This window comes from Vibrio sp. SCSIO 43133, from assembly GCF_023716845.1.
GTDB lineage: Bacteria > Pseudomonadota > Gammaproteobacteria > Enterobacterales > Vibrionaceae > Vibrio > Vibrio mediterranei.
On sequence record NZ_CP068025.1, the window covers coordinates 1971575 to 1989060 of the forward strand.

The 17486-nt window shown below is 44.5% G+C and carries 18 protein-coding genes; 9 read left to right on the forward strand and 9 right to left on the reverse strand.

Annotation, left to right across the window (positions count from 1 at the left end):
* The first annotated feature begins 213 nt into the window (after nucleotides 1-213).
* The 4 genes from JKJ11_RS25765 to JKJ11_RS25780 all read left to right on the forward strand — a co-directional run bounded on the left by JKJ11_RS25765 (nucleotide 214) and on the right by JKJ11_RS25780 (nucleotide 4676).
* A complete protein-coding gene (locus JKJ11_RS25765) occupies nucleotides 214-1014 on the forward strand; it encodes a helix-turn-helix domain-containing protein (protein WP_252039566.1) in 801 nt (266 codons plus the stop codon).
* A 96-nt stretch (nucleotides 1015-1110) separates the two neighbouring features.
* Entirely contained in the window at nucleotides 1111-1620 is a 510-nt protein-coding gene (locus JKJ11_RS25770; RefSeq protein ID WP_171393728.1) for a YgjV family protein, read from the forward strand.
* 102 nt (nucleotides 1621-1722) lie between these two features.
* Complete coding sequence (locus JKJ11_RS25775; RefSeq protein ID WP_006069193.1) at nucleotides 1723-2142, forward strand: universal stress protein; 420 nt, start codon at nucleotides 1723-1725, stop codon at nucleotides 2140-2142.
* Between the two features lie 173 nt (nucleotides 2143-2315).
* Nucleotides 2316-4676, forward strand: coding sequence for a Lon protease family protein (locus JKJ11_RS25780; protein WP_252039567.1), 2361 nt, complete (start codon nucleotides 2316-2318; stop codon nucleotides 4674-4676).
* A 46-nt stretch (nucleotides 4677-4722) separates the two neighbouring features.
* Here JKJ11_RS25780 and JKJ11_RS25785 read toward each other — a convergent pair whose 3' ends face one another.
* Nucleotides 4723-5367 carry a flagellar brake protein gene (locus tag JKJ11_RS25785; RefSeq protein ID WP_252040004.1) on the reverse strand — a complete coding sequence of 215 codons (645 nt, stop codon included), beginning with the start codon at nucleotides 5365-5367 and terminating at the stop codon, nucleotides 4723-4725.
* A gap of 395 nt (nucleotides 5368-5762) precedes the next feature.
* Between JKJ11_RS25785 and JKJ11_RS25790 the strand changes: the two genes are divergently transcribed.
* Nucleotides 5763-6764 carry a 2-hydroxyacid dehydrogenase gene (locus JKJ11_RS25790; RefSeq protein ID WP_252039568.1) on the forward strand — a complete coding sequence of 334 codons (1002 nt, stop codon included), beginning with the start codon at nucleotides 5763-5765 and terminating at the stop codon, nucleotides 6762-6764.
* A 152-nt stretch (nucleotides 6765-6916) separates the two neighbouring features.
* Complete coding sequence (locus JKJ11_RS25795) at nucleotides 6917-7564, forward strand: hypothetical protein (protein WP_006069169.1); 648 nt, start codon at nucleotides 6917-6919, stop codon at nucleotides 7562-7564.
* Nucleotides 7565-7601: 37 nt separating this feature from the next.
* Here the strand turns inward: JKJ11_RS25795 and JKJ11_RS25800 are convergent, their stop codons facing one another.
* From JKJ11_RS25800 to JKJ11_RS25830, 7 genes are all read right to left on the reverse strand, one after another.
* On the reverse strand, nucleotides 7602-8171 hold the full coding sequence (locus tag JKJ11_RS25800; protein ID WP_252039569.1) for a glucose-6-phosphate isomerase family protein: 570 nt from the start codon (nucleotides 8169-8171) through the stop codon (nucleotides 7602-7604).
* A gap of 1 nt (nucleotide 8172) precedes the next feature.
* Nucleotides 8173-9294, reverse strand: a complete 1122-nt coding sequence (locus JKJ11_RS25805) for an AGE family epimerase/isomerase (protein ID WP_252039570.1) — start codon at nucleotides 9292-9294, stop codon at nucleotides 8173-8175.
* Between the two features lie 51 nt (nucleotides 9295-9345).
* On the reverse strand, nucleotides 9346-10194 hold the full coding sequence (locus JKJ11_RS25810) for a PTS system mannose/fructose/sorbose family transporter subunit IID (RefSeq protein ID WP_006069166.1): 849 nt from the start codon (nucleotides 10192-10194) through the stop codon (nucleotides 9346-9348).
* Nucleotides 10194-10997, reverse strand: a complete 804-nt coding sequence (locus tag JKJ11_RS25815) for a PTS mannose/fructose/sorbose/N-acetylgalactosamine transporter subunit IIC (protein WP_006069165.1) — start codon at nucleotides 10995-10997, stop codon at nucleotides 10194-10196. Before JKJ11_RS25815 ends, JKJ11_RS25810 begins: the two co-directional genes overlap by 1 nt.
* 80 nt (nucleotides 10998-11077) lie before the next feature.
* Nucleotides 11078-11572, reverse strand: a complete 495-nt coding sequence (locus JKJ11_RS25820; RefSeq protein WP_006069164.1) for a PTS sugar transporter subunit IIB — start codon at nucleotides 11570-11572, stop codon at nucleotides 11078-11080.
* 11 nt (nucleotides 11573-11583) lie between these two features.
* Nucleotides 11584-12012, reverse strand: a complete 429-nt coding sequence (locus tag JKJ11_RS25825; RefSeq protein WP_006069163.1) for a PTS sugar transporter subunit IIA — start codon at nucleotides 12010-12012, stop codon at nucleotides 11584-11586.
* A 2-nt stretch (nucleotides 12013-12014) separates the two neighbouring features.
* Entirely contained in the window at nucleotides 12015-13775 is a 1761-nt protein-coding gene (locus JKJ11_RS25830; RefSeq protein ID WP_252039571.1) for a class I mannose-6-phosphate isomerase, read from the reverse strand.
* A 242-nt stretch (nucleotides 13776-14017) separates the two neighbouring features.
* Between JKJ11_RS25830 and JKJ11_RS25835 the strand changes: the two genes are divergently transcribed.
* Entirely contained in the window at nucleotides 14018-15019 is a 1002-nt protein-coding gene (locus tag JKJ11_RS25835) for a LacI family DNA-binding transcriptional regulator (RefSeq protein ID WP_006069161.1), read from the forward strand.
* An 11-nt stretch (nucleotides 15020-15030) separates the two neighbouring features.
* On the opposite strand, the gene JKJ11_RS25840 is transcribed toward JKJ11_RS25835, so the two are convergent.
* Nucleotides 15031-15984, reverse strand: a complete 954-nt coding sequence (locus JKJ11_RS25840; protein ID WP_124941815.1) for a GlxA family transcriptional regulator — start codon at nucleotides 15982-15984, stop codon at nucleotides 15031-15033.
* A 103-nt stretch (nucleotides 15985-16087) separates the two neighbouring features.
* Between JKJ11_RS25840 and JKJ11_RS25845 the strand changes: the two genes are divergently transcribed.
* The gene (locus JKJ11_RS25845) at nucleotides 16088-16879 is read left to right on the forward strand and encodes an MBL fold metallo-hydrolase (protein WP_006069159.1); all 792 of its coding nucleotides are present in this window, start codon (nucleotides 16088-16090) and stop codon (nucleotides 16877-16879) included.
* Nucleotides 16880-16881: 2 nt separating this feature from the next.
* A complete protein-coding gene (locus JKJ11_RS25850) occupies nucleotides 16882-17472 on the forward strand; it encodes an alpha-ketoglutarate-dependent dioxygenase AlkB family protein (RefSeq protein ID WP_006069158.1) in 591 nt (196 codons plus the stop codon).
* Nucleotides 17473-17486: the final 14 nt, after the last annotated feature.

Genomic DNA, 17486 nt, shown 5'->3' on the forward strand with positions numbered 1-17486 from the left:
ATAGGTTAAATGCTAGGGTAGAAAAGTTTTTTTTGTCTGCTTCCTGTTGAAAGGTTATTGGGTGTAAAGGTTCGCTAACCAACGCATTACGGTGACGAACAAAACGAATAAGAAAAGACTTGAGTAGCTAGCTGTAAACTTCGTTTGATGACTACGGCTTAGTGTAAGTTTTATCCATTACTAATAAATCTAATAATAATGATTCGAGGTTATATGAATTCGTTTAGCCGCCAAACATTTTCCGAGGCGATGCGTTATTTCAGAAAGCAATGTAAATTATCCCAAACAGAGTTAACTGATCAATTGTCTACCTCTCATAAGCTATATCAGAATGTTAGCCAGAGTATGATTAGTCACTGGGAAAGAGGTAATGTTGAGCCTTCTCTATTAAGACGAATTGGTATCGCAAGTTTTTTCTCTAAAGATTATGTTTATGAAGAATCTGAAACTGCGATTATTTCAAAAGCACTTAAAAATAAAGATAATCTATTAGCCCAGCAGTGCCTTTATAATTTTACCGTTGATAAACAGGTAGTAACGCATTGGGACATGTTGGAGGACACTAGCAAGCAACTTATCTCTCAGGGCCACTCAAAAATATTTTCGTTACCTCTTGAGAATGTTTTGAATAAGATGAATATTCAGCGGCCTCAGGTGCTGCGGCTATTGCACGGTGGCGCAATTATTGGGCATGCGATCTTCTCCATTGAAAACGGGGTATTTTCCCTTGCCAGTTATGGGGCTCTGGCTGAAGATGTTCGTATTCGTCTAACAAAAACTCTTCTAGAACTTTGCATTGGTTGCGAGCTTCATGTGGTGGTTCATGCATCTAGTCTTGAGTGTTTCTTGCGAGATATCTATTTGGAAAAAACGGAACAAAATGGCAACGTAAGTTTCTATCGAGGTCACAGCACTCAACTGCTTAATAACCCGCTTTCCGAACCAAATCTGCACACCAATAGTAACTTCAGATGTCTGCGTTATTTGCAACAAAAAGGAGTTGGGCCGTTTTAAATGTAAGGAATGGATAACGCCTAGCTGTTAATCACAATACCGTTTCAAGACAAGTGACATAATGGTGCTTTACCGAAAATAATTAACGAGAGCTAAGTGAGCAGTGAACTAATACAAGCATTAGGCTTTATGGCGTTTGGCGTCAACCTGTTAGCTGGGAGTACAGTCAACGATAATAGAATGCGAGCCCTCATTTGTTGTTCTTGTTTGTTGTTTTCAACTCATTATTTCTTTATGGGAGCAGTAGTTGCTGCCATTAATCTATTGATCAATTCAGTGCGTGCGTTTGTCTCTCTGAGGTTTAAAGGCGCGCCTATGTTTTGGTTATTTTTGGCTATCCAAACCGTAATGACCATCACCTATTACTCGGAGGCGAAGGATCTTCTACCTTGGCTGGCGTCATCGTTGAGTTGCTGGGCACTATTTCTTGGGCATGGTTTAAAAATGCGATTGGCGTTTTTGCTTTGCACACTCATTTGGCTGGTTAACGCGGTGATAGTAGGTTCTTATGGTGGGATGCTAAACGACACATTTAATGCCATCGTGTTGTCGACCACCGTGTATCGTTTATATCGTCTGGAATGTCAGCCTAGCAAAGAAACTTGAGCGAATATGTAAACTTAGCTTGCTGGAATTAATTCACTAATATCTTGAGTTTTATCGTGTTAAGACCGAAATTATAGGTAGGTATCTTAACGGGACGAAACCATGCTTTATCAAACTATTCTTCTAGCGCTTGACCCAGCTGACGAGCGCTCTCACCGATTATTGGTGAAAGCTGGTGTTATTGCAGAGCAAAACAACGCCGATTTACATGTTGTTTATGTTGAGCCAGGAATCGGCAATAACAGCTTCAATGATCTTGAAGTCGAGTTAGCGTCTTTTCATGACTCCGAACAGTTTCGTAAGTTTGAAGAGCTTATGGCGCTTGCTAAGGGAACGAGTTATCCCATTCGTGCTATCCATATGTCGGAAGGGAATGTGACGAAACACTTACTTAAACTGATTGAGGAATTGAACGCGAACCTAGTTGTGTTTGGTAAAGAGCACAGCTTTTTCTCTGCGATTTCCGGCGCTGAATCTGAACTTCGAAAGCACAACTCCATGGACTTACTGTTTATTGGCTAAACATCTTGTCTGCGTGCCAGAGTATACCCTTACTCTGGCACTTTTCACTTCTACTACAAGCTACTGCTTTGTCTAAAAACTGACCACTTAAACGTAATTTCTTACTAAGTCACTAAATTGTAAAGCCAATTCGGCTAAACTGAAGTGAAGAAGGAAATGATAAGGAGCTGGTTATGGCGATCCAACGATTAGAAACAAAACAGCTATACCACGCAGCAGAACTGGAAAAACTGCCTTGTAAATCCACCAAAGAACTTCCACCAATTGATGAAATCGTCGGACAAGAACGCGCTCAGAAAGCGGTTGAGTTTGCGATGTCAATTAAAGAGAAAGGCTACAACATCTACGCTATTGGCCAGAATGGTCTTGGCAAACGTACGATGATCTTACGTTATTTAAGTCGCCATCCTCATGACAGCAGTGACCTCTATGACTGGTGTTATGTGGCTAACTTTGCCGATACTCGAACGCCTAAAGTCTTGAAGTTGCCATGCGGTGTCGGCGAGAGGCTAAAAAAAGATGTTGAAAAACTTATCCTCAAGCTAGTAAAAGCCATACCTATGGCGTTCGACAATGAACTTTACTTTGGTCGTGCCGATAAGCTGAAAAATGATCTCGCTAAGAAACAGCAAGTAGAGTTACAAAAACTCAGCGAAGAGGCTAAAGAGAAAGGTATTAGCCTGACCATTACGCCTCAAGGTGACTACCAATTTGTGGCAATGAACGAAGAGGAACTGCATACAGAAGAGAGTTTTGCAGAATTGCCGGATGATGAGCAGGAGCGCTTTGGTTTAACGATCGATGAGTTGGAAGTAAGCCTACGTGGAATGGCTCGTGAGCTAACCGACTGGGAAGAAACCTATACTGACAATATTCAAAAGCTTAATGAAGAAGTGACGCTTGGTGTTATCAGCCATCTGATTAAAAAGCTTAAGAAAGAGTATAACGGTTACACTGAAATCAAGAAGTACTTTACAGAGTTGCAAAAGGACATCTGTGAAAACGTTGATATTTTCTTAGAAGAGGGCAGTGAGCAGGGCGAAATCGCGTCTGCCTCCCTTGATAAAAAGTTCCCTCGTCGCTACAAGGTAAACTTGATTGTTAAGCAGTCTTGTTCCGACTTTCCTATCATTGTGGAAGAAAACCCGAATTATCACTCGTTATTCGGCTATATCGAGACGGCGACCTACAAAGGCACAGTATTTACCGATTTCTCCTTGATTCGAGCTGGCAGCTTGCATCGTGCGAATGGCGGCGTATTGTTAATGGATGCGGTAAAAGTACTAGAACAGCCTTATGTCTGGGATGGTTTGAAGCGTGCTTTGCGTTCACGACAATTAAGTTTTACCTCATTAGAGAAAGAAGTCACTCTGACCGGTACGGTTTCGCTTGATCCGCAGCCAATTCCTCTTGACGTTAAGATCATCTTGTTTGGTGATTATCGTACCTACCAATTGTTGCAACACTACGATCCGGAATTTAGCGAGTTGTTTAAAGTGACTGCTGATTTCGAAGATGAGATGCCGCGCAGCGCGGACTCCGAGCTACATTATGCCCGCTTTATCTCCAGTATCGTTCATGACAACAATATGTTGCATTGTGACCGTAAAGCGATAGCTCGTATCATCGAGCACAGCTCTCGTTTATCAGGTGATCAAAATAAATTGTCATTGCATTCAGCGCACATAGCGAACCTATTGCGAGAATCAAACTATGTGGCTCGTAATGCCAAATCCAATTTGATCCGAGCTGGGCACGTTGAACAGGCGTTGGAATACCAACAGATGAGAGTCAATCGCTTACAAGATAACGTGATGGAAGGGTTTGTAAATGGCACAACGCTAATTCATACCCAAGGTTCGGCCATTGGGCAAGTGAACGCGCTTTCGGTTCTGACAACCAGCGACCACATGTTTGGCGCACCTAATCGTATTACCGCGACGACCTCTTACGGCGATGGTGATGTTATCGACATTGAACGCAGCGTGGATTTGGGTGGCAGTATTCACTCCAAAGGGGTAATGATCTTAACGGCGTACTTGTCTTCGGTATTTGGTAAGACTGCTAAAGTCCCGCTTACCACGACCATCACCTTTGAGCAGTCGTATGGTGGTGTTGATGGTGATAGTGCGAGTATGGCTGAGTTTTGTGCGGTAGTGTCGGCGTTCTCAGGACAGGCAAATCGACAAGACATCGCTATCACTGGGTCGATGAACCAGTTCGGTGAATCTCAACCAATTGGTGGTGTGAATGAGAAAATAGAAGGCTTCTTCGATGTTTGTGCCATTAAAGGTAGAACCTCTGAACAAGGTGTCATTATCCCTTGCTCAAATGTTCATAACCTAATGCTAAGACCTGATATTGTGAAAGCGGTTGATAAAGGTGAATTTAACATTTGGGCGATTGATCATGTAACAGAAGCGATAGAACTGTTTACCGGGAAAGAGGCGGGTACACCGTCATTGGAAGGCAGTTATCCTATAGATACCGTTTATGGCATCGCGCAAGCAAGGCTCAATGCACTTAGAAAGTAGTTAGGCCATTATTAAAGGGAAAGCCAAGTGTTATCACTTGGCTTTTTTAGGCGCGTAGTTTGAGTTTAGTACCATCGAATTTTAGATGAGAGAGCAACTCTTTTGCGTTCTTCTCGCCCTCTTCATCAAACTTTATTCCGTAACCAGTGTAGTGGCTAGACTTTTGCTGATTACAAATTAATCCTGAGAGCGCAGGAAAGAAGCGGTCTTTGTCTCCACCCGAAGCTACTTTGAGGGCGACTTCCTGTCCAACGGTCAAGCTTTTCCCTAAGGCTGGTAAGATAAATCGACATCCACTTTTTGACATATCACGAAGTTCACAACGAACTTGTGTATCACCAGTATAAAGACGTGCGCCCAAATTGACTTCATATCGTGGCTCTTTGCGGAGGTTGGTCACCTGCATGGATTGGGGAATCGACAAGATGAGCAGTGATAGCGGCTCATCAATTATATGTAGCAGTTGAGAACGGAATTGAACCACCCCACCTTCTCCGCGCTGAGAGATAGCACGAACGATTAACCAAAAGCCTTCTTGAAAAAAGTACTTAAGGTCACTTTCATCGATATTGGGGATTTCTAACAGAATGCGATGATCGGAGTGAGCACCAATGAATTTAGTTGCACTACGAAACGAGGTGCCAACGGGAGTGGTCACCGTAAGCGTCACATCCCCGCCATGCTCTATCATGGCTAAAGCATCCGTACTATTTAGTGTTTGTGTGCTTCTTTGAGTTGTGCTGGAGAGTGTTCTTTTATTTGTTTGCGTCACTGCCTGTTATTCCTGACGTTTGTTACTTCACACCTGTTATTTTTTTGGGATGGTGTTCGCGAAATACTAGGATCTCAAGCAGTGATATGCAATCAAAAAACTTATCGAAGAGTCAAAATATTGACTTGGTTGTCAATTTTAAAACTAAGTTGGCGATTCTAATGATAGATGTATTGGAAAATGGATGAATTTTATAGACGTTACAGCCATAACTTATTAATTCATCAACAGTTTAACCATACTTTTTGTCATGTGTAATTGCTCAAAAGTCGGCGTATGCTAACAGATATACAATAATCGATGGGAGAGTAAGTATGACTTCGATTGCTTTTTTCAGCTCTAAATCTTACGACCAGGATTCATTTTCAAAGGTGAACCAACGCTTTGGCAATGAAATGCATTTTCATGATTTCAGGTTGACCGAAAAAACGGCCAAGATGGCAGCTGGGTGTGATGTGGTGTGCGCTTTTGTCAATGATGACTTATCGGAGCAAGTGCTGGTTAAGCTCCAACAAGAGGGGATAAAACTTATTGCGATGCGTTGTGCTGGGTTCGATAAAGTGGATTTAGACGCGGCAAAAGCGTTAGGTTTGCAGGTAGTTCGTGTTCCAGCGTACTCACCAGAGGCAGTGGCGGAGCACGCCGTAGGTTTGATGATGTGTCTAAACCGTCGCTTTCATAAGGCTTATCAGCGCACACGTGACGCCAATTTCTCATTAGACGGCTTAGTGGGTTTTAATCTCCACGGTAAAACAGCAGGAATTGTCGGCACTGGAAAAATCGGTGTTGCAACCATGCGAATCCTCAAAGGATTTGGTATGAAGTTGGTGTGTTTCGATCCTTACGAAAACCCACAAGCATTAGAATTAGGGGCAACCTACTGTAGTAAGGAAGAGTTATTCCGTACCAGTGATATTATTTCTCTGCACTGCCCTATGACGAAAGACAACTACCACCTACTCAATGAGCAGGCGTTTAGCTTGATGAAGGATGGGGTTATGATCATTAATACCAGCCGAGGCGAATTGTTGGATTCCTCTGCGGCTATCGAAGCATTGAAGTCTGGCAAGATAGGTTCACTTGGTCTGGATGTTTACGACAACGAAAAAGATCTGTTCTTCCAAGATAAGTCTAATGATGTCATCGTTGATGACGTATTTAGACGCCTGTCAGCCTGTCACAATGTGCTATTTACTGGCCACCAAGCCTTCTTAACCCATGAAGCGCTGGACAATATCGCTGATACCACATTGAACAACATCCAAGCGTTCTTCTCTGGTTCACCTTCTAATAACGAACTCATCGAACTTAGTTAGTGCTCGCATACCTAAGCCCAGCAACAGTGTATGCTGGGCTTTGTTTTTTCTATTACTACTCTTTACTAAAGCTATAGAATTAGACTGAAAAGAGATTGAAAACGTATGATTGCGGCCATAAGATAATCAACGAATCATAAGTGAGATTGAAAATGAACGAAAACGCCAAAAATGAGCTAGGTAAGCTATTAGTGAACCAGGAAGCTCTGCTAGAAGTCCTTTCAAAAAACCATGCTTCATTGACCGACTATCCGGAACTTCAGGAATATTTGGCTCGTAAAAATCCTAATGTTGCACAGTATGCGAAAGCAGTAAGAGAAGGGCAGTTTACGCGTCAGGAATATTTAGATGAAATAGGCGAACGTCTTAATTGGCTTGCTTATGAGCTTCAACCACTTATTGATATGGAGTTCATTATTAATCGTGTTGCCTCTATCGTTGGAGACGACATTGATAAAATTAAGACGCTGACTATCGAAGACATTGGTGCCGATTGTATTTCTAAGTTACTCAATCTTATTGGGCACGCGGTCTACGCTACGCAGCAGGTAAAGCCAAGTTACCCATTCCTTGCGACAAAAGGTCAAGTTGACCACGTTTTCTGGAAACAATCACACCTTGCGTATGATGCATGGGCAGAGGGATATCAAAGCCATTATAAGCTGACGAATTTCTGCCAAGATCAACTTGATTGCAAAGCGCCACAAAGTTCAGTCCGATTCTTCCGTCAGTTCGGTGACCCTCGTGATATTCCTGAGTGGCGCGAGTATGCGGGTTATGTGGTTGAAGATAACGTGTAATACCAACAATGATGAGTGCAAGGGATTTGCACTATCGTTAAACGGTTTGCTGCTCTTCCTCAGAAACTATTTGGTATCCGTCATTACTTTTTAGTACCCGTACTTTAAACCCCACCTCATTTAGAAAATCGTAGTTATGCCCTGCGATAGCAGGCCAAACTGCAAGCGCAGATAATCGCGTGTTACCCGTATTGATCAATCGGTGGGCGACAAAGCCTGGAATATGATGCACGCTGCCCGGGAATACTTTCTCAATCGACACCTCTCCTTGTTCTGTTTGCATGAGTAATAAACCCTCACCCTGCGAGCCGAAATAGAACTCTGCTTGCTCTTTACGTTGGTGGATGTGACCTCTCGTCATGTGGAACTCATCACCTACAGAACCGGGCTCAATATGCGAGACACCAAAGTTTAGTTCTCCTTCTGCATGCTGGGCAGGTAGCATTTCCACTTGGTAGATAATTTGGTCCTGTGCACTTGCGGCACGTTGGGTTTCGTCAGCAAATACACCTTCAAGTGAGCCAAGTGTAGTTTCTTTGCAGATGACGTTTTCTGCATCAATATGACCAGTTAAGTAATTGATGCTAGGAGGAATAGATAAATGCATGTTAATCCTTATTGGCGATTCTTAGTAATTCAGAAAAGGCTAGAAATAGATGATAAAAACTGCTCGCTGGAGAGTGTTCATTTAACGGTTCACCCGTGCTATCTACTTGATCGACCCATAACCCTGGCAACGCTGGATTCAAGTAATGAATGAAGATATGTTCCACTGCTTGACTGACTGCGGCTCTGCGAGTTTCGCTAGGATCTCTTTCCCAAAGTGCAATACAGGCCTTTAGGTATTCGGTTTGGCACCAAAGGCGTGATGTTGAGCGCAACGGTTTGCCGTTAGCGTATATCTCGTCCTTAACAAGACCATTGTCGTTGTGTCCATATTGTTGTGCAAAGTGGTACAACACGTCGATGGTCTTTTGGACTTCAACGCCAGTCAGTTTCTGATAATGATTGAGTAACCAGATCCATTCATAATGATGACCAGGGTCAATATGGGTACCTGTTTCCATGTCAAGTGAGAAATCGGCCTGAAAGAACTCGGCTAAATGGTCATTTTGCATAAAATGAGTTTGGAACAACTGATAGATTTGTGTTGCTCGCTCTAGCCAACTGGGGTTGTCGGTATGCTCATAGCTGACCATTAACGCTTCGAACAAATGCATGTGGGGGTTTTGCCCTTTGTTGACCGCGTTGCCTTCAGTCAGAAAGAAACCACCTTGTTCTGTATCCCAAAGGTGCGTTGAGATGTATTGATAAATGGCTTCCATTGAGGCTAGTGCACTCTCATCCGCTGCTAGTTTGTAATGCCAAGCAAACCCAAGAAGGGCGAAAGCTTGTTCGTATAGGTTAATCGCCTCACTCTCACTGCTTTTGCAAAGTGCGAAACGATAACCGGATGATGGTGAGCCAAAGTGTGCAAACCCTTGTTCAATGGCAGTTAAAACTTGATTGCGACCGTCGATTAGATTGAGCTCAGTGGCGTGCGCGAAGACGTAAACCTGGCGTGGTTGTACGCGAAATCTTAGTAAACTGTCACTAAACTCTTGTCCGTCGGAAAGTAAGCCTTCGGCAAAAATCCCGTTTTGATGGGATTGTGCTTTTTGCCACCGAGGTAGGGCATGCTGGGTGAGCCAGTGCTGGCAACGAGCAATTTGAAAGGTTAGGGAGTCCATGGTTTGCTCCAAAGAATAGGGCACTCAATGAGCGCCCTAAGTATTGAAAAATTAGAAGAGACCGATAGCGACACCGATGAAAGAGATAACCACTAATGAAAGCATTGCTTTTACTGGGCTAAGGCCTTTTTTCGCCATCGCAAACCACGTGCCTAAAACGACAACTAATGGTAGTAGTTTAGGGAAGATTCCATCGAGCATCATTTGTACGTTAATGTCGACGCCGTCTTTGGTTGCAAACTCAAGACCAGTGCCTAGGTTGACGTAACTGGCCGCAACACCGCCCATGACGAAGACACCTAATAGTGACAACGCTTCACGGATCTTGGTTGAACGGTGGCTTACAAGCATCTCAACGGAGCCTGCACCCATCTTGTAGCCTTTCATAAACAGCTGGTAAGAGCCGATGATAGCGATGGCGTTGAATGCCACGATGTAGAAGATCGGGCCTAGCATGCTACCGCCAGCGGCTAGTGCCATACCAATACTGAGTAAGATAGGTACTAACATACCCGGAATCATGGAATCGCCAATACCGGCAACTGGTCCCATCAAACCGACTTTGAGTGTATTGATGGTCTCACCGTCAATAGGCTCGCCGTTGGCTTTCTTCTCTTCCATACCCACAGCCATCCCATTGATGATAGCGCCCAACTGCGGTTCGGTGTTGTAGAAGGAAGCATGGCGTTTCATCGCTTCTTTTCGGTCTTCTTGATTCGGATAGAGCTTTTTCAAAGCAGGCATCATACCGAGACAGAAGCCAAACGATTCCAAGCGTTCAAAACTCATCGATGATAGGTTGTACATCATCCATGCACGCCAGCATTTCTTAAGATCTTTTTTGTCGAGTGCGACCTTTGGTTCGATCTCAGTACCAATTTTGTTGTGTTGTACAGTCATTAGAATTCATCCTCGTCATCATCAGCCTGTTGAACTGGCGCAGCGTTAGCTGTTTGTGGTTCTGGTTTGTAGTTGTAATGAAGTAGAGCGAATAGTGCGCCAATCATTACCAAACCCACCATGTTGAGGTTTAGGAATACGATGCCAACGAAACCGACTAAGAAATAAATCAGCATCGTAGACTCTTTGATAATCTGCTTTAACAGAATTGCGATACCAACAGCAGGTAAGATGCCACCTAGAACCGTCATAGTGTTAATCACCATATCCGGGAGGCTAGCCATAAACCCTTCGATGTATTGGTTACCGAAGTAAACCGCAATAAAGGTCGGAATAAAGCGCATTAAGAAGTTGGTGACCTGCGGATAAATGGCGGAGTTCATGTACACGCCTTTCTCATCACCGGCTTCTATGGCTAAGTCCGCTTTATGGTTCCAGTAAGAGTTAATGACCATCATAAAGTTGAAAATGATGGTTCCAGCGATACCGATAGTCGCAGCGATAGCAACAGCGACTTCCACGCCCTGTCCTGACATGATGCCCAGCGCGACAGCAGGGTAGGCGACGAAATTAAGGTCGGCTGGCATAGAGCCGCCAGGTGTTACCATTGCGATGTAAACGGCTTGTACTGCCACACCAACCATGATGCCAGTTTGAATATCACCTAAGATGATACCCACCAACATACCGGACACCAGTGGTCGAGTGATGGTGTACCAACCACCTGTTAATCCAAGTAACCAGGGGGTGGATAGGGCACCGAGATAGCAAAGTATCCCGATAAATACTGCTTCTATAAACATAATGTCATCCTTTAGCTCACGTATTAGTTGCTCCACTTTTGCCGCGAAAAGTCGCGTCAAAAGTGGAGGTTGTCTTGTTGTTATTTCAGTTTTTGCAGTGCATCTTGCCAGGTGTAGGAACTGGCATCAGGAACCAATCTGAAGTCGATGTGGTGACCGTCTTCTGAGAGGTAGTTAAATGCAGAGATTTCTTCTTGGTTGACGCATTGGTTGCCGCCAATTGTCGTTGTGCCTTCTCTAGCACTCATTGGGCCAACGTTGATTTTGTTATTGAGATTTTCAAGGCTAATACCCGCTTCGCGAATACGGCGCAGCGTGACTGGAGATTTCGCGATGACGAAATACTTCTTGTCGCTGGCGATCACCTTCGGTAGCTTGCTGACGGCGGTCGCCGTGTCAAATAGCCAAACTTTAACGTCGGTTACAGCGCCTTTCATGACTTGTGATAGCAATGGGTCAGCTGCAACAGCATCGTCAATGGCTACGATGCCATCGCAAGGAAGTTCTTTCGCCCAACGAGTCATTAACTGTCCATGAATAACGCGGTCGTCGATACGCACAAATGAAATAGCCATAGTGTTTCTCCTTAAAAATCGTCTTCTTGTGCCAGCTCTACTGGCTTGGCAACGACAACCGTTTTTAGCGCTTCTTGCTGCAAGGTCGTTGCAACGTATGAAGCGTCCATCTCTTCAACAAAGTCTGCCGTCATTAAAAGTGTTGGGAAATTCACCCCTGTAACGACTTCAACCTTTGGATTGAAATCTGGGTTGAATGCGTAAGTGCAAGCAACGTTGTAAGGCGTGCCGCATTCCAAATCGCATAGCACAACAATGCCGTCGACATTGGGCGCTATCGCAGTGATTTCACGGTGGAAATCTCGTTTAAATTGCTCGATGCCTCCCTCTTCGGTGAGACAGATCGCAGTCGTGTTACTAAGTTCGCCAAATACCATGTTGGCACTGCTGATAAGTGCAGTGGCTAATGGACCATGACTGGCTACGATAAAATGGAGCATGATTAACCTCTTACGAACGCTTTAATAGTGGCAATTTCTTTTCCTTCGCTTTCGCCATATGGTTGGATGACATAAGCGTCTATGTGAGCTGGGATAACGAAGGTTTCGGCATAATGAACAACAAATGGCTCAAATTTATTGTCTGGACTCAAGATAATTGCCTCTTTACCTTCGACTAAGTTCAGAACATTGACGGTTCCCTCAGTTTTATGAAGAACGGGTTTGCTGAACCAGTGGCGTCGGGTCTCGATAAACTCACGCTCATGCAGGCCCGTTTTTTCTTCTCTCCAGCCTTCACCTTCTGCGATTGGCGTAATGGCGTTAACTAGATGCTCCTGACACCATTCCGTGTTTCGTTCCCATTGAATGACTTCTTTACCGTGATCCAAATGTACTGGTCGTGGTAGGCCATCAAGCCCTAGACGATCCCAATCCCACAGTTTGAAAGTGAAGATGTATGGGGTTGCACTGATTTCAAGCACCATAGAATCGGAGCCTGAGCAGTGAATAGTGCCCGCGGGGATTAAGAAATGGTCGTGCTTTTTCGCTGGGAATTGATTGATAAAGCGCTCATCATCGAATGACTTTTCGCCGCGCTGCGCTGCATATAAATCATCCATCATTTCATCTGGGTTGATGCCAGACTTAGTGCCAAGGTACACACTGGCTTTTTCTCCAGCGTCTAACATGTAATAGCTCTCGTCTTGGGTATAGTGCATCCCAAATTCGTTCTGAATGTATTCTGTTAGCGGATGTACTTGCAGGCTTAGATGTTGACCTTGCATGGTATCGAGGAAGTCGAATCGAATTGGGAACTCTGCGCCAAAACGTGCATGGACACTGTCGCCTAAGAGAGCGCGCGGTTGTGTTAATACCAAGTCTTGCGATGGAATCTCGACAACAACGTCACCGTACTTAAGCAGTAGGCTGTTTTCTTCAGGAACGCAGTCAAAACACCATGCATAGTTGGGTTTGTCTTGGTCGAGGTCGCAGACTTCTTTCATCCATTGACCGCCCCAGACTCCAGGGTCAAAGAAAGGTACCAGTCTAAATGGTTGAGTTGTCGCTTGCTGTAAGCCTGCGTTGAACGCTGCGCCCGAAACCATTTTGGGGTCAAAAGCGGTGTTAGTGTCTAAGAGAAAATCAACATCTGACAACAGCTTGGTTTTATAGCGGTCGAAGACACGCCATTCAATAAAGAATGAACGCTTGTATTTACGCAGGACGTCTTCGTTGTAGTTTCCTGCTCCCCAGTTGCCAAGTTCGCCACGGCGGAAGCGTTGCTGAATTTCCCAACGGGCTAAATCGGCGTAAACAAAGGTATCACCATCGGCGACCAGTCTAGCGCCATGGCCAATAACAACGATCAAACCAGAGCTCGCATCGCGAACGGTTTGTTTTAGCCCTTGTAGCTTCTCGCTGTCAAAGAACTCATCCAGCTTGTGCGGTGCAATGACACCAAATACTCGATCATCGGTAATGTTGCGTTCTAGCATGGCGAAGATGTGTTCTTCGGAGTATTTCGCATCGTCCATTGACACCACAAGGGCTGGGGAGAGCGGTGCAACAAGCTGGTCGAGGAGTTCATTGTGATTGACACCATGATAGGTGTCGATCACCAAAATATGTTTATCTTGGCCCTGAATGCGTTGTTCAATTGTGTCAACGATACTGTCCCAACCGCGAACGGCAGCTTGGTCAAAGCCCTTCACTTCTACATTTGGAAACTTGTCATAATTGGATTGACCAGATAGGTACTTCATACATCACCTTGAGTTAATCATTTGACTACAGTCTAATCACTCAGTTAATCAACTAACAAACTGGTTAACATGTTTAACCACTCATTTAGCAGTTGTTAACCAATAATTGGCAAGGCAATTTTGTAGTTAATCACATAATCATGACGATAAATGACAGTTGATTAGGTTAATCGATTAACCTTGTTTTAATCAGAAAAGAAAGTCGCTATAACTGGTGCTAATTTCATTTACTGGAGTTCAACATGGCCAAAGCAACCATTGCGGACGTGGCTAAGCATTGCGGTGTTTCCACCGCGACTGTGTCCATGGTATTGACTAACAAAGGACGAATCTCGGCGACTACTCGTGAGCGGGTTTTAGAGGCGGTTAAGGAGCTTGGTTATGTTTACAATCAAGCAGCGGCTAACTTGCGACATAAGCGTAGTAATCTAGTCGGGCTCGTCACACCTGATATTACCAACCCTTTTTTCTCTGAAATGATCGCAGGACTTAGCCATTATCTTGAAGAGCAAGATTCGCTACTGTTTCTCGCTAATGCTGAAGAGAGCGTTGAGCGTCAAAGCAAGTTCATTGATTCATTGTTGAGCCAGAACGCTGGTGGTGTAGTAATGTGTCCTGCGATGGAAACTAATTTGGACTTCTTGGAGACAGTACAAAGTCGTGGTTTCCCAATAGTGTTGGCTGTTCGACCTATTGGAGAAGATCAATTTGATTTCGTTGGTACCAATAACTTTATGGGCTTGCAGTTGGCAACCGAGCACCTTATCAAAAAAGGTCACAAGCATATTGCGTTCGTTGGTGGACTGGAGATCTCGAAGACGCGTTCCCATCGTCTTGGGGGTTATATGTCGAAGTTGATGGAACATGGCATCCCGTTCAATGAACGATACATTCGAAGCTGTTCAGCAAGTCGTTCTGAGGGTGCTAAGGTAACGAGGGAGTTACTGGATCAGCACCCTGAAATTACCGCTATTATTGGCTACCAAGATATTGTTGCTTTTGGCGTAATGCGAGCCATAAAAGATCTCGGTAAAACCGTGGGCAAAGATATCGCGGTTGTAGGTTTTGATGACGTAGCAGAATCCGCGGATACCAATCCAGCGCTGACTTCCATCTCTGTCTCAGCACGAGAAATTGGCCGTGCGGCGGGAGAGATTATTCTGTCTCGCATGGAGGGCGACAAACAGCCATACAAAAGCGTGGTGTTCCCGCCCAAGTTGGTGGTCAGAAGCTCATGTGGCTAACATAAGGTACGTTAACCTTGGAAGGTCGCGCGCCATTGGCTCGGTGAGGTGTTAAACGCTGCTTTGAAGTGCTTACGAAACACACTTTCTGAGCCAAACCCAGAAAGTTCGGCAGTGGTCGCCACTGTATAGTGGGTTGACTCTAGTAGTTGCTGGCTGAGAGCGAGTCTTTTGTTTAGTAACCATTCTCCAAAAGTACAGCCGTAAGCCGCTTTAAATTGTCGTGTAAATGTGCGACGACTCATTGCGCAGCGCTGTGCAACACTGTCTAAATCATAATGTTCGGCAAGGTGTTGCTCGATTTCACCAATAACGTGGCCAAAGCTGGTCGGTTTGTCAGGTTGCTTGGTGATCGGATTAGGAATGTACTGTAGCTGCCCACCACTCCGAAACGGAGCTGTCACCATCATACGAGCAAGGTTTGATGCAATATCGCTCCCGCACAAAGAGCGAACAATATGCAAGCAGCAGTCAAGCGAGGCTGCTGTTCCGGCTGATGTGATGATTCTATCCTGTTCGATAAAAAGGGGCTCACAATCTATATCGACTCGTGGAAAAGCGTCGATGAAAATCTGTTGGAATCCCCAATGGGTCGTTGCGCGTTTACCATCTAATAAGCCAGCTTTTGCTAGGGCATAAGCGCCTAAACAAAGACCAACGATGGTGGCACCTCGTTGATAGTTCACTCGTAACCGTTTTAGTAAGGTCTCACTTGGTTCGGGAAGTGAATTAGGCCAGCTGGGGACAATGATAATGTCCGCTTTATCGAGCGCGGACAAGTCGTGACTGACAGAAGCTTGAAATCCAGTACTGAGTGAAATGTGGTTGCTACTTTCACTGCAGATCATCAACTCAAAAAGCGGTTGCTGTTCTACAAAGACATCTTGAAATACCAAGCAAGGTACCGACAGATGAAATGCACTAATATTGTTAAGTGCCACTAAGGCGACTGTGTATTGACTCATTTTATTTGTTGTGACCCGATATGAGCGATAGATGTCCCTTGGGACAGTATTGCACACGCTTTGGCTTTTGCATAATTATCCTATATTCAGATAGGAGGTAACTATGAAAATTCATCACTTAAGAAGCGCCACGTTTGTTATTGAATCTGGCGAAAATTTCATTTTGATTGACCCAATGCTTGGAGAAAAAGGGTCAATGCCTCCTTTTTCTGTGTTTCGATTTAAAGCAGAAAAGAACCCTACCGTTGATCTTCCAACCAATGCGGATTCGATACTTAATAGGGTAAATCAAGCCCTTGTTACTCACAGCCAGACATTTGGTTTTAAGCCTCTCCAGCATGGGGATCATTTAGACCCCGCGGGTGAAAAATTCTTAATTGATCATCAAGTACCTGTTACGACTCCTCTCAAAGATAAAGCGTATCTCGAAAAATATGGGATAACGGTAGCGAATGGTCTCGAAGCATGGAAACCAATACCATTTCTAGGAGGAGAAATCGTTGGTGTACCTGCTCAGCACGGTCATGGTTGGATCCATAAAGTGATGGCAAATGGATTTGGGTTCTTTTTACGACTTCCAAATGAACCAAGTATTTATATCAGTGGTGATACTGTGTTGACAGAGGACGTAAAAAGAGCGCTTAACGAGCTTAAGCCAGACATTACTGTTGTGGCAGCAGGTCAAGCGCAAATGGATGTGGGGCAACCGTTATTGATGCCTACCAATGAGGTAATGGAGTTCATCCGCTTGTCTCCGGGTAAAGTTATCGCAAATCATATGGAAGCACTAAACCACTGCCCAGTTGACCGAGAAACGCTGCGTCGATCACTGGAAAAACATGGTCTATCAGATAAAGTGTTCATTCCCAAAGACGGAGAAGTTATCGAGTTTTAACTATGGAATTAGCACAAGGACGTTGGACTGAAGTACTGGGCGGCAAACTACTGTGGATTCCTGATTTTATTGACGTGTTCGAATCATTAGAGTGGTTTCGTCTGTTAAACAGCGAGCTGCAATGGCGTGAAGATAAGATCATGATGTTTGGTAAATGGGTGACGATACCAAGGTTGCAAGCATGGTATGGTGATGCGAGTTATCAATACTCCAATTTAACGTTGGATCCGCTACCTTGGACACCGCATCTCGAAGACTTAAGACGGCGATGTGAGTTGGCTTCTGAAGCACCGTTTAATTCGGTTTTAGCTAATCTGTATCGAACAGGACAAGACTCGAATGGTTGGCATAGCGATAACGAACCAGAACTTGGCAACTCTCCAGTGATCGCATCGTTGAGCTTTGGTGGCACCCGCCGATTTGCGCTTAAACATCGAGAAACCAAGCAAAAGATAACGCTAGATTTACCCAGTGGAAGTCTATTAGTGATGGCTGGTGATACACAGCACCATTGGTTACATACGGTACCGAAAACAGCCCGCCATGTTGAACCGAGGATTAATCTCACGTTTAGGCATATCTACTCCAAATAAGCTTAAGGCAAAAA

What these genes read in the sequence shown, in the direction of transcription:
- JKJ11_RS25825 (WP_006069163.1), bottom strand. Translation starts at nt 12,012, where the DNA reads ATGCTCCATTTTATCGTAGCCAGTCATGGTCCATTAGCCACTGCACTT.
- JKJ11_RS25810 (WP_006069166.1), bottom strand. Translation starts at nt 10,194, where the DNA reads ATGACTGTACAACACAACAAAATTGGTACTGAGATCGAACCAAAGGTC.
- JKJ11_RS25850 (WP_006069158.1), top strand. Translation starts at nt 16,882, where the DNA reads ATGGAATTAGCACAAGGACGTTGGACTGAAGTACTGGGCGGCAAACTA.
- JKJ11_RS25785 (WP_252040004.1), bottom strand. Translation starts at nt 5,367, where the DNA reads ATGATAGAGCATGGCGGGGATGTGACGCTTACGGTGACCACTCCCGTT.
- JKJ11_RS25800 (WP_252039569.1), bottom strand. Translation starts at nt 8,171, where the DNA reads ATGCATTTATCTATTCCTCCTAGCATCAATTACTTAACTGGTCATATT.
- JKJ11_RS25815 (WP_006069165.1), bottom strand. Translation starts at nt 10,997, where the DNA reads ATGTTTATAGAAGCAGTATTTATCGGGATACTTTGCTATCTCGGTGCC.
- JKJ11_RS25805 (WP_252039570.1), bottom strand. Translation starts at nt 9,294, where the DNA reads ATGGACTCCCTAACCTTTCAAATTGCTCGTTGCCAGCACTGGCTCACC.
- JKJ11_RS25790 (WP_252039568.1), top strand. Translation starts at nt 5,763, where the DNA reads ATGACTTCGATTGCTTTTTTCAGCTCTAAATCTTACGACCAGGATTCA.
- JKJ11_RS25830 (WP_252039571.1), bottom strand. Translation starts at nt 13,775, where the DNA reads ATGAAGTACCTATCTGGTCAATCCAATTATGACAAGTTTCCAAATGTA.
- JKJ11_RS25775 (WP_006069193.1), top strand. Translation starts at nt 1,723, where the DNA reads ATGCTTTATCAAACTATTCTTCTAGCGCTTGACCCAGCTGACGAGCGC.
- JKJ11_RS25780 (WP_252039567.1), top strand. Translation starts at nt 2,316, where the DNA reads ATGGCGATCCAACGATTAGAAACAAAACAGCTATACCACGCAGCAGAA.
- JKJ11_RS25835 (WP_006069161.1), top strand. Translation starts at nt 14,018, where the DNA reads ATGGCCAAAGCAACCATTGCGGACGTGGCTAAGCATTGCGGTGTTTCC.
- JKJ11_RS25820 (WP_006069164.1), bottom strand. Translation starts at nt 11,572, where the DNA reads ATGGCTATTTCATTTGTGCGTATCGACGACCGCGTTATTCATGGACAG.
- JKJ11_RS25765 (WP_252039566.1), top strand. Translation starts at nt 214, where the DNA reads ATGAATTCGTTTAGCCGCCAAACATTTTCCGAGGCGATGCGTTATTTC.
- JKJ11_RS25840 (WP_124941815.1), bottom strand. Translation starts at nt 15,984, where the DNA reads ATGAGTCAATACACAGTCGCCTTAGTGGCACTTAACAATATTAGTGCA.
- JKJ11_RS25795 (WP_006069169.1), top strand. Translation starts at nt 6,917, where the DNA reads ATGAACGAAAACGCCAAAAATGAGCTAGGTAAGCTATTAGTGAACCAG.
- JKJ11_RS25845 (WP_006069159.1), top strand. Translation starts at nt 16,088, where the DNA reads ATGAAAATTCATCACTTAAGAAGCGCCACGTTTGTTATTGAATCTGGC.